Origin of the sequence: Brevundimonas sp. (assembly GCF_029946145.1) — a bacterium.
Lineage (GTDB): Bacteria > Pseudomonadota > Alphaproteobacteria > Caulobacterales > Caulobacteraceae > Brevundimonas.
Genome location: NZ_JAQSDY010000029.1, coordinates 121,188 through 132,349, shown reverse-complemented (window position 1 = coordinate 132,349; position 11,162 = coordinate 121,188). Strand labels below are relative to the sequence as shown.

Annotated in this window: 9 protein-coding genes; 2 read left to right on the top strand and 7 right to left on the bottom strand. The window is 62.0% G+C overall.

The window, feature by feature from the left end:
• Nucleotides 1-199 precede the first annotated feature (199 nt).
• On the top strand, nucleotides 200-1,555 hold the full coding sequence (locus PSV23_RS16225) for a recombinase family protein (RefSeq protein WP_300471074.1): 1,356 nt from the start codon (nucleotides 200-202) through the stop codon (nucleotides 1,553-1,555).
• Between the two features lie 18 nt (nucleotides 1,556-1,573).
• Here PSV23_RS16225 and PSV23_RS16220 read toward each other — a convergent pair whose 3' ends face one another.
• From PSV23_RS16220 to PSV23_RS16205, 4 genes are all read right to left on the bottom strand, one after another.
• Nucleotides 1,574-2,926 (bottom strand): HEPN domain-containing protein, encoded by a 1,353-nt coding sequence (locus PSV23_RS16220; RefSeq protein ID WP_300471071.1) that lies wholly within the window; start codon nucleotides 2,924-2,926, stop codon nucleotides 1,574-1,576.
• A 76-nt stretch (nucleotides 2,927-3,002) separates the two neighbouring features.
• Entirely contained in the window at nucleotides 3,003-4,574 is a 1,572-nt protein-coding gene (locus PSV23_RS16215; protein ID WP_300471068.1) for a type IV secretory system conjugative DNA transfer family protein, read from the bottom strand.
• A complete protein-coding gene (locus tag PSV23_RS16210) occupies nucleotides 4,571-4,801 on the bottom strand; it encodes a conjugal transfer protein TraD (RefSeq protein ID WP_300471066.1) in 231 nt (76 codons plus the stop codon). Before PSV23_RS16210 ends, PSV23_RS16215 begins: the two co-directional genes overlap by 4 nt.
• 94 nt (nucleotides 4,802-4,895) lie before the next feature.
• Nucleotides 4,896-5,150 carry a conjugal transfer protein TraD gene (locus tag PSV23_RS16205; RefSeq protein WP_300471064.1) on the bottom strand — a complete coding sequence of 85 codons (255 nt, stop codon included), beginning with the start codon at nucleotides 5,148-5,150 and terminating at the stop codon, nucleotides 4,896-4,898.
• A 169-nt stretch (nucleotides 5,151-5,319) separates the two neighbouring features.
• On the opposite strand from PSV23_RS16205, the gene traA reads away from it, so the two are divergent.
• Entirely contained in the window at nucleotides 5,320-7,704 is a 2,385-nt protein-coding gene (gene traA / locus PSV23_RS16200; protein ID WP_300471062.1) for a Ti-type conjugative transfer relaxase TraA, read from the top strand.
• 103 nt (nucleotides 7,705-7,807) lie between these two features.
• On the opposite strand, the gene PSV23_RS16195 is transcribed toward traA, so the two are convergent.
• The 3 genes from PSV23_RS16195 to PSV23_RS16185 all read right to left on the bottom strand — a co-directional run bounded on the left by PSV23_RS16195 (nucleotide 7,808) and on the right by PSV23_RS16185 (nucleotide 11,074).
• Nucleotides 7,808-9,124 carry a type II toxin-antitoxin system HipA family toxin gene (locus PSV23_RS16195; protein ID WP_300471060.1) on the bottom strand — a complete coding sequence of 439 codons (1,317 nt, stop codon included), beginning with the start codon at nucleotides 9,122-9,124 and terminating at the stop codon, nucleotides 7,808-7,810.
• Nucleotides 9,121-9,465, bottom strand: a complete 345-nt coding sequence (locus PSV23_RS16190; protein ID WP_300471058.1) for a helix-turn-helix domain-containing protein — start codon at nucleotides 9,463-9,465, stop codon at nucleotides 9,121-9,123. The genes PSV23_RS16195 and PSV23_RS16190 overlap by 4 nt, the downstream gene beginning before the upstream one ends.
• A 211-nt stretch (nucleotides 9,466-9,676) precedes the next feature.
• Entirely contained in the window at nucleotides 9,677-11,074 is a 1,398-nt protein-coding gene (locus tag PSV23_RS16185) for a hypothetical protein (protein ID WP_300471055.1), read from the bottom strand.
• Between the last annotated feature and the right edge of the window lie 88 nt (nucleotides 11,075-11,162).

Sequence of the window (11,162 nt, the reverse complement as noted above, 5' to 3'; positions counted from 1 at the left end):
CCCTCCAGCTCCAAAAACACCTTATCTTGGTGTCCTCGAAACCGGGTGCAGCTCATCCATCCCGGGCTAGGCCACATAGTCGCGAAGAAGGCTAACTTCGTCCTCGGGCACCGACCGCGCCTGGGGCGCGCAACCCTCTCAGCAGCATCGACTTGATACATCGACGCCTAAGAGGCACCACTGAGATAAGGGCTAAATCATGCAGCCGGCTGCTCAGTATCTCCGCATGTCGACTGACAAGCAGCGGTATTCAATCGAAAGCCAAGCGGCCTTGATCGCCGAGTACGCTGCGGCGAGGGGCTATGAGGTCGTAGCCAGCTATGAAGACGCGGCCCGAAGTGGCGTTACGATCCGCAAGAGAGATGGGCTCAAGGCGCTCCTCAGAGACGTCATGAACGGCGCACCCTTCTCGACGATCCTTGTGGTCGATGTCAGCCGCTGGGGTCGATACCAAGACCCTGATCAGGCCGCCCACTACGAGTTCATGTGTCGGGAGGCCGGGGTACAGGTCCGCTATTGCGCGGAAGAGTTTCCGGATGACGACTCCCCAACAGCAGCGCTGATCAAGAGCGTCAAACGGGTCATGGCTGCGGAGTACAGTCGCCAATTATCCGATCGCTGCCGAGCCGCGTTACGGCGTCACATGCTGGCCGGCGGAAAGGGGGGCGGGCATCCGCCCTACGGCTTCTCGCGGCAAATATTCAATGGCGATGGGTCGCCTGGCGGGATCTTGACCGTTGGCGAGAGGCGCTCTCGTTACAACCAAACAGTTCGGTTGGTTCAAGGCCCGGAGGAAGAGGTCAGAGCTGTAAGACTGATCTTCAAGCTGTTCGTCAGTCAGATGCACGGCGCGACCAAGATCGCCCACAACCTGAACGCCAAGGGCATACCATACCGTCGCGAAGGGCCTTGGAACTATGACCGGGTCATCTATGTGCTCAAAAACGAAATCGCGATGGGCGTATACGCCTTCAACAGAACCTACTGGCGTCTCGGTCGGGATGCGGTCCGCTTCCCGCCGTCAGAGTGGCTGCGTGTTCGCGTTGCCCCGCCGATCGTGTCTCAAAGCACTTTTCAAGCAGCTCGGAAAAAGCTCGCAGAGCTTTCGCGAGGGCACCTCACCGCTGACGAAATGCTGGCCCAGCTAAAGGCTCTGCTGGCCAAAGAAGGAAGGCTGAGTTCCCGGGTCATCGATCTCTCACCGGACGTACTGAGTTCCTGCTCGTACGTCAGACGGTTCGGATCGCTGCAAGCCGCCTATGACCAGCTAGGCTACACTCCGATCAAAGAAGATCGGCGCCATCTTCCCACACATCTGCGGGAGAAGGGTCCGATACTTGAGAACCTCAAGCTGCTGCTGGATGAGAAGGGGTTTCTGAGCACCGCCGAGATTCTCGCGTGCCCTCGCCTGCCCGCGGTCAAAATCATCACCCGCCAGTTCGGCAGTCTGGATGAGGCCTACCGCGCCGTCGGGTACAATCGAACCCCAGGAGAGCGGGTTTTGGATGGACGAGAGCGCGGACGCCTCGACCGGGAAAGGCTTCGCACGAAATAGTCCGGCGCTCAGCCGTCATCAGGGGAAGCGGAGTGCGCCGTGCTCCATCTCCGCGCCGAGGACTATCGTGTTTGCCCACACTCGATTGGCGAGCCGAGCATAGTCGCGGTTCCGTTTGGCTTCACGATCGTCGAGGATGTCGCCAGCATTCGAATCCGACCTGGTCGCCTCAAGCGCCGAGAGTTCGTGTTCGTTCAACAGCAGCCATTTCGCCAAGCTGAGAAAACTCTCCGTCAGCGCTCTTACTGCTTCAAGGGTGTCAGCCTCGTCCAGCTCCGCGAGGAGCGCGGCCTTGATGGCGTTCTTGGGATGAGGCAACCGCTTAGCATCGGCGATGGGTTCAGGATGAGCCGTCAACGCCTCTTGGTAGTCGGCAACAATCCGCTTGCGGGCTGTCCTGTCCTCTGTAGCCGCGCTAGCCCTCCTGCCGAGAAACCTGAGGTTTGCTGAGACTGACGTCGCAGCTTGCGCGCTCGGGGCGCTTTCCGCCTCGGCGATCCATCCGTCGCAGACCTCCTCGGTCAGATCATAAAGGTACTCAACCTGATCCAGCATCCGCCGGAGTTCGTCTTCGGAAACCCGATAATGCCGATTGTACCGAGCCTTGTTGTACGCGCTACGAAGCAGTTCGAAGCATCGACGATCCTCTTTCGTTTCCGCCGGCCATACGTCGCTGAGCCGGTCTGTCGCCGCTTCCGCTAGCCTGCGTAGTTGGACGATGTTGTGGGTGTGCGGCGTGCGGCCAGCCAAGACCAACAGGACAATATTGTAGAGGCGCTCTGTGGCCTGATGCAGGTCGAAAGCAGCTTTTCGTCGCCACCCCTTCGTGAAGGAGAGTTTCGCCGAGCCCAGAAACTCATCCACCAATGCCAACCCTTCCTCCAGGTGGACGGTCGCTTCGGCCGCCTCAACGCTATGCGGTACGGGGACATGGTGGTGGGGGAGTAGGCCTGGAGTGTCATGAAGGATCACGCCCTCGTCCAAGATTCTTTGGAAATAGCGATCCCCCTGTTCGACTTCCCGATTGATCTCGGCGAGGCTCTGGATGGTCAGCCGCACAGGCGTCCGCAGATGCTCACGGTTGGCCGTGGCGAACAGCAGCTTCCTCTCGCATTCCAGCCAAAACTCCCCGACGTCGGCCAGCCGGTCGCTGCTGACCACAGCCAGCATTTCGTAATCGGCAAAGTAGATGCCTGCGGGGTCGTCCACCCATGCGCCAGACGCATAGGGACCATGTAGGATCAGCATCAGAATCTTGCCGTCCCGGACATCATCGGCGCGCCGTCCGGCTATCGCTACGGCGAACTCCTCGAAGATCAGGTCCTTCACCCAGAGGATCTCAGCCTTTTTGGCTTTGGGGAGGTGGCTCAAGCTCGTTCGAGGCTGCTTTCGCTTCCGGTCAGTCCCCCGGGCGCGCTCCTCTCTCAAACCCAAGTTCGAGCCACGACTATTCATCAAACAGCCCCGAGAATTCTGAATCGCTGAAGTAGCGAACTTTGCGGGCGACCAACGGAAGAGCGCCGGGTCGGAGAAGCAGCAACTCATCGTCGCTGACACGCATCACTTCGTCCGGGGTCAACAGGTCACGCCGGGTGAGGTTGAGATTGCTGGAGTAGCTCCGGTTCGCTCGCCATTGGCCGGGCGCGTCGCTGACCGTGCTGCCGGTCGTCACATAGGACTGGGTTTCTGCACCAAGCGTTCGGGACACCCACGTTGCCGTGTCGATGTCCGAAACATTGAAAATCTGGGTCACCCCGGCGTTGGACAGGAACGTCCCGGCGCGTTCGCCATACAAACTCCTGAGTTGGTGCATGTCCTGAAGGATCGCCCAGAGCTGGACCCCGTAACCAGCCATCAATCCGAAGGCTCGCTCAATGGGTTCGAGGCGGCCCAGAGCGGCAAATTCGTCGAGCAGTAGCAGAACCGAATGTCGCGGGACGTTGCGTCCTGGGCTCGATCTCGCGAGCTCATTGATCGCCTGTACGACAAGCAGTCTCAGCCAACGAGCGTGGGTCCCAAGCCGATCTGGCGGAAGGACGACGAACACGGTCGTCAGTTCGCTTTGCAGATCGCTCAGCTTGAAGTCCGACTGGCTCAGTGCCTTTGTCATTCGGGGGCTGTCGAGAAAATGAGTATGCCGCTGGGCGGCCGACAGCACCCCGGAGGCCTCGCGGTCACTCTTGGACAAATGACGGTTCGCGGCCCGCGCCACGAGGTCGTTGGCGGCGAGGCTTGCCTGCATTGTCTTCAGGACTTGTTCAAACCGTTGGGGCGTGGTGGTCAGCAGATCGCGCACGGTGGCCAAGTTGCGCTGCTTGGGTCCGGCCGTCGTTACGACGTGAAGGATCAGACCGGCGATCAGCGCCTTCGCCTCTTCGTTCCAGTGAGCTTCACCGACCTGTCCCGGAGGGTCGTAGACAAGCGCGTCAGCCACCGCTGCGACATCCTCCGCCAGATCGACGCTGTCGGGTTTCAGTTCAGCCAGCGGGTTGAAACAGCTGCCGGCCACACCAGAAACCTCGAAGGGGTCGAGGACGAAGACGGACCCCAGAACAGAGCGAGCTCGCGATGTAATGCGGGCGTTCTCCCCCTTCGGATCGATGCAGAGGATCGAACGACGGAGGGTCAGCAAGTTCGGGATTATCGCACCGACGCCCTTCCCCGATCGGGTCGGCGCGACCGTCAGAAGATGTGAACTTCCGGAGTATCGCATCAAGCCGCCACGGTGTGAGCGGCCGACGATCAAACCGTCGTCGATACTGACGAGTTCACGCTGTTCCTTCTCACCCCCAAACCGGGCGGACCCATGCACATCGGGGACCGCTTCGCTCCTAGGGCCTCGCCAAATCAGAAATGCCAATGTTGCGCCTGCAAGGCCTGAGCCCAGCGTCACCACGAAGCGCAGGGCTCCCGTCACCATGGTTCCGCTAGCGCCCAATCCGGCGAGAGCGACGTTCCCCACAAGGTTGCCGATCACATAGCCCAAGACGACTAGGCCGATGAGCTTGAGGGTCTTCATGGAGCTTCCGTCGGTTGCGTCACGGTGCCCATTTCGAAGGCGCGCTTGCCCCGTCGCCGCCAGAGCATCAGGAGATCGGCACCCCGGTCATCGTCTAAGCTTTCGACCAAGGTCAGGAAGGCGCCCAGCAATGCCGCCCGATCATCGCTGATGCGCTCAGCCAGACCTGATTTCTGGACCAGCCCGCCGAGCTCAATAAGTTCCCGAGTTCGCTTGCGACGCTCCATGACCCAACTCCGAGTATCCGTTCGCGCCCGCAGAGCCTGAGCCCGATTCATGGAGGCGCGGACTCGACGAAGTGCGAGCGTGTTTCTCGTCGCTCTACGACGAAGCTTTTCGCCGCCCACGACCTGCTTGAAAGAAGGCGGCGCCCCGCTGACGCCACGCCTCCTTGTCCTCACTGCTCTCATTGGTCCGGACGGCTAACAGCGCGCCGGTGAGAACATCGAGCTCAAGAGCATCGGCCCCGGTCGCCACAACCAATTCACCGAGTTGCGCGATTTTCTGCGCTCGCAGCGTTTTCGCCTTCACCTCCAACGCTTGGAGTTCGGCGTCGATATCTCGTGGTTTACGCATGGGACGGCCCACACCCGACACTACAACTTGCCGTGAACCCTTAGCATGTAATTTGCCCTTTGTCGCATCCGGGAGTTTACGGTCGCAGGGCCAGTCACTTTCAACCGCTTGTTGGAAGTGCGCGCTTATACGTCGTGCCGACGTTGGTGCTGAGGATGAGGGAACGCCGGTGGCGATCTATCACTTCTCTGCGAAAGTGATCTCCCGCGCTACCGGATCGAGCGCGGTTGCTGCGGCTGCCTACCGTGCTGCATCGCGTTTGCACGACGACAGGCTGGATCGCCCTCATGACTTCACGAACAAGGCCGGGGTCATTCATTCAGAGATTCTCACGCCGGAGCAATCGCCCGACCGCTGGAAAGATCGAGAGACCCTCTGGAATGAGGTCGAGGCCGGAGAGAAGCGGAAGGATGCGCAACTCGCTCGCGAGGTGGAGTTTTCAATCCCGCGCGAAATGGATCGGGACGACGCCGTCGAACTGGCCAGATCGTTTGTCCAACGAGAGTTCGTCGATCGGGGGATGGTCGCGGATCTGAACGTCCACTGGGACACTGCTGCCGACGGCTCACCTAAGCCGCATGCCCACGTGATGCTGACTATGCGGGAAGCCGGAGAACAGGGGTTCGGACCAAAGGTCCGTGAGTGGAACGACGTCGAACTTCTGAAGCACTGGCGCGAGGCCTGGGGCGACCACGCGAACGAGCGGCTTGCGCGGCTGGATATCGACGCCCGCATCGACCACCGCTCGTTCAAGGATCAGGGGATCGAACTCGAACCCCAGGACAAGATCGGTCCAGCCGGCGCGCGCAGAGAGTATCGAGGTGAAGCGGCTGAGCGGGCCGCCGACCATCGAGAGATTGCTCGGCAGAACGGCGAAATCATCGCTGAAGATCCTCGGGTCGCGCTGGATGCGATCACCCGTCAGCAATCGACTTTCACACACCATGACATGGCGCGTTTCGCCCACCGGCACTCCGACGGAAAGGAGCAGTTCGACCAAGTCGTCAGCGCCATTCATGGCTCTCCAGATTTGGTCGCGCTGGGCCAGGATGGGGACGGTCGCGAACGGTTCACCAGTCGCCAGATGCTCGCTGTCGAGCAAAACCTGGAGCGGTCAGCGGCACGACTGTCCGAGACCAACGGCCATCGGGTTCCTGAATCCTTTGTCCAGAAGGCGGTCGAGAGCGCCAAGGTGCGCGGACTGGATATTTCGGGCGAGCAGCGGGACGCGCTCGAACATGTGACAGGCAGTGGCGACCTGGCTCTGGTTGTCGGCTACGCGGGGAGCGGCAAGAGCGCCATGCTCGGAGCTGCCCGAGAGGCATGGGAAGCGAGCGGGTTCAGAGTCCAAGGCGCGGCGCTTTCCGGTATCGCCGCAGAAAGCCTTGAGGGAGGATCTGGCATTCCGTCACGGACGATTGCCAGTCTCGAACATTCTTGGGCGCGTGGCCGGGACGGACTTTCGTCCAGCGATGTGCTCGTCGTTGACGAGGCTGGTCTGGTGGGGTCGCGACAGATGCAGCGTGTCGTCGAACACGCGGAAGCCGCCGGCGCGAAGGTCGTGATGGTGGGAGACCCGGAACAGCTTCAGGCCATCGAGGCGGGAGCAGCCTTCAGGGCACTGGCGGAACGCCACGGAGCGGCCGAAATCACCGAGGTGCGGCGCCAGCACACCGACTGGCAGCAGCAGGCGACGCGGGAATTGGCGACCGGCCGCACGAGCCATGCGATCGACCGCTACGCAGCGGCCGGGATGGTCACAGACCATGCCTCACACGCCGACGCTCAAGCCGCCGTCGTCGCTGGATGGGCGAAGACCCGCGAGAAGGAGCCGGACGCCAGTCAGATCATGCTCGCCTACAAGCGAAGCGACGTCGCCGAATTGAACACGCTGGCGAGAAGCAAGCTTCATGAAGTCGGCGCCCTTGGCCCGGACCGAGAGACCGAAACGATACGGGGAGCGAAACCGTTCGCCCCGGGCGACAGGATCATGTTCCTCCGAAACGAGAAGTCGATCGGAGTGAAGAACGGTTCGCTAGGAGATGTCGAAACCGTCGGTCCTAACAGCATGACAGTGCGACTCGACCGGGGAGGCAGGGTCTCGTTCGATCCCAAATCCTATGCCGACATCGACCATGGCTACGCCGCCACCGTTCACAAGTCTCAAGGCGTGACCGTCGATCACGCTCATGTCCTCGCTACGCCCCATATGGACCGACAAGCAGTCAATGTCGCAATGACACGGCACCGGGATGGCGTGTCCTTACACTACGGCCGAGACGCCTTCGCGACCCCGGCTCGTCTCGCAGAATCGCTCAGCCGCGACGGATCGAAGGACGTCGCTCTGGACTACCTCACGGCCTTCGCCGAACGTCACGGTGCCAGTGACGATCGAGCGGCGGGCGATCGGGGGCGCGGCCTGATCGGAGAGACGCGGTACGATTCTCACCGGTCCCTGCAGGAGCCCTCTAAGGAGAGGGAGCGGACGCGCGGCGGCAGCTATGAGCAGGACCTCTATCGCTATCGCGACCGGGATAGAGACCGCAGTCGATGAAGTTCAACCTGTTCCGGCTGTCGGGTTGCTACCCGTTCTCCGGGCGGTCGGGGCGATGGCCGTCTGACCGGGCCGCGCCCCGCTTTCGCAACGGCCAGGCCGCCTAGGGGGCCGCAGACGGCGTTAGATCTAGGCGCAACGCCTTGTCGATGCGGATGGCATCCGGCTCGTACACCCCGGCGGCGTCGGCGTAGATGCGCCAGTCGCGCACCCGGTCGGCGATCTCGTGCACAATGCCCAGCACCTTTCGGCGTTTGAAACCGCAATAGGCGCCGAACTGGGCCAGGTCCTCGACCGTGAAGCCGTCGCGCTTGCCGTTGAAGGTCATCTGATGGGTGCTGGTCCAGGGCCCCGACGGATTGTAGGCGTAGCCCACGTCGAAGGCCGGCGAGAGCCGCCAGGCCCCCGACTTGTCCATCAGGAAGGCGATGTTCTTCACATGGTCGTCCTGGTTGCGGATGAACAGGTTGAAGACTGCGCGGCGGAACTGCTGTTCGATGTCAACCGCGTCGAGGTCGAGCAGGCGGATCGTCTCGACCGCCTGCTCGTAGCTGTAGGCTCCCGCCGCATTGAAATCGAAATGCCGCAGGGCACCGAGCGACTGCATGTGCAGCTTCTGGCTGGCGGGGGTGCGGTCGAAGCGCTTGGTCATGAAGTGACTGCGGCCACCCTCGTGGTGCAGCCGGCATTCTGACATGTCGATGCCCACGTCGGCGGCCATGCGCGAGAAGGCGTATTCGATCAGCCCGAAGCCCTGTGGGTCGGCGAGCTCCTTGTCGCGGTTGTTGCTGACGCCGTCGAACTTCATCAGCCAGTAGGTGAAGCCCTCGTCGACCGGGGCCTGGCCTGATCGGAACTCGCCCGTCTTTTCGTTCCAGGCCAGGACCGCCTTGGCCCGCGCGCCGCCGGCCGAGGTGCCCACGCGAAGGATTTCCTCGAGCGTGTCCCGGTCGTCCTCGCCCGACAGGACGCCCCGCATGTTTTGACGCATCGACAGGACCTGGTTGGCCAAGTCTACTAGGGCGTCGATCTGTAGCCTGCGCGAGCGACGCGCGGCCTTCATCAGGGTGGGGTGGAACTCCAGCGCGCCCATGCCGCGAGTGCCGATGTAGCAGAGCCGTTCAACCGGGTTGAAGGACTTGGCGTCCCGGCCCTGGCGCGTCAGCCACGCATCGATCAGGGCATTGCCGTACTTGTCGGGCAGGGAGTCGGCTAGCAGGCCCGGCAGACCCTTGAAGGCGTCCCGGGGCAGTTCGGGAAAGGCGTAGGGGGCCAGGCTCGGCGGTATCACCAGCGGGGAGACCGCAATGCCGCTGGCGACAAACTCCGGGACATACTGGAAGACGGCGTAGTCGCGGTCCTCAAGCCAGCTGACCGCGCCGATATCACGGCCCCAGAGGCGAATGGTGGCGTCCGTCACTGATCATCGCTCCACGACCAAGGCGTCGGCGGTTCCTGTCCCGCGCCGCTGGCGCGCTTGCGCTCGCTGCCCGCGGCGATGCGCACCCGGTCCACCGGCCGGACGTCGGCGGGCGGGGCGAGGGCCTCCAGCCGGTCGCCCAGGCCGAGCGCTTCCAGCACCCGGATCAGGGTGTCCAGGGAGACGTTGTCTCCGTCCTCGAGCCGGCGCAGCGTGTTCAAGGCGACAGCGGCGTTGTCGGCCAGTTGGCGCTGGGTGAGGTTGCGGTTCAGCCGTTGCGCCGCCAAGCGCCCGCCGAGCTGCTCGGCGCGGGTCAGAACGGTGGCTTCGGACGTGGACATCTAAGACCCCTTATATGGGTGTTTGTCTCGATAATTGGCCTTAATCACTAATATATTGGTTCTTATGAAGAGAGAGTCAATACCAGCCTACAAGAACCCTTATATGGGCTATTAAGCCTATATCGACCCTCAATCGCCCACATACGGGCATTTATGGGATTGTCATTTAGTTGAACAGAAGGGCAGGATCCGCCGATGGATGCAGCGCGAGTTATTCGCTGACCGAGGCGACCTCGTAAAACGCATTATCGAAGCGGTTCAGCACATGCACCTCGTGGCACATGGTGAAGTTGCGCGTATATCCGCCGCGCGGCGCTGGGGCCCACTCATCCCATTTGATCGAAATCGCCTTGCCCTGGACATCCAGTGAGAGATCGCGTTGTGCCCGCAACCGGGCGAGGAGGTCGTCGGCCTCCGCTTCGCTAAACGCGCGTCCAAGGAGGGTGCGCACCATCGCGTAGAATGCGTCGTCTGACGCCGCAGTGTCGTTCATATAATCGGCGCTTAGGATGAGGCTGATCTTCGTGGCGGCCCGTTCTACGCCTGAGAGATAGTACGACACTCGGTCAGGAAGCGGCCGATCAAAGAGCTTCACGGACGCCGCTTCGGCCCGCCATTCATCGAATGCCGCGTGCCAGTCATTGGCGACGATGCCGTGCCCTCCGAGAAACTCGCCGGCGTCGTAAGGGGACCAGCCTTCGCCCTCCGCCAAGCGAGGCGGATTCTTCTCGACCGACTTGAGGCGCTTGATCTCGCGAATGGCCGCATCGACACCCTTGCGGTCGGCAATGTCGTTCAACGTCATGCTGCGGGTGAGACGCTTCGAGGCGTTGCTGTCCAGACCGAAGGCGAGGATCGCCTTGCGTTCGGCATAGCGGGCCAGCGCTTCGTCCTTTGTCCTGATGCGCAGCGAGGTGAACGTCGTCTCGTGCGCCATCATCGCCGCCAGCACGTAGAGGAAGGGCACGTAGAGCAGTGTGAGCAAAATCGGGTCGCCGAACTCACGCAGCGAATTCAGCGTCGCGAACTCGGAAAAGTTGGCGGCGATGTGCCAGAGGCTCCCCGCGAGGATGATCCAGCCGGCGGTGTTTTGAAGACTCGTGAGCGGCTTGATGATGATCGAGGCATTGGGCTGACTGGGCGCCACCGCCAGCAGCAGGGCGATCAGCGTGAGCACCGGCAGCATGATGAGCTCAACCCAGAGCGCGAAGCTGCCGAACTCGGCGATGAAAAGGATCACGGCTGTCCAGTTGACGGCGTCCCGCAGGAGCTTTCGAAAAGCGCCGCGCTCGCCCGCCATCCGATGCGCCTGAAACATCGTGGTGCAGGCGAAGGTCATCCACCACACCAGCGTCGTTTTCAGGTTGGGCCAATCCCAGAGATGGACCACTGCTAGCAGAGCGACGCTCGCGACGACGTACAGCGTCATGGCGACAAACACCGCAAGAATCTTCGGCGCGAAGAAGGCACGAAACAGCGGCCCAACCGAGCGGCGGGTTACAATCGCCGCCCAAGCAAAGAAGGCCGTCGTGTATCCGAGGGCAGCGATTTCTCGGTTGCTTAGATCGAAGCCGAAGTCACCCGGATCGAAAGGAAGGAAGTCGAACATTCCGTGAAGCTTAGCGTGATCATCGGCCCCCTGGTAAGCCCGGTCCATGAGCGGCTTCGGGGAGTGAACGTCTGGCACGGGCCCGCCC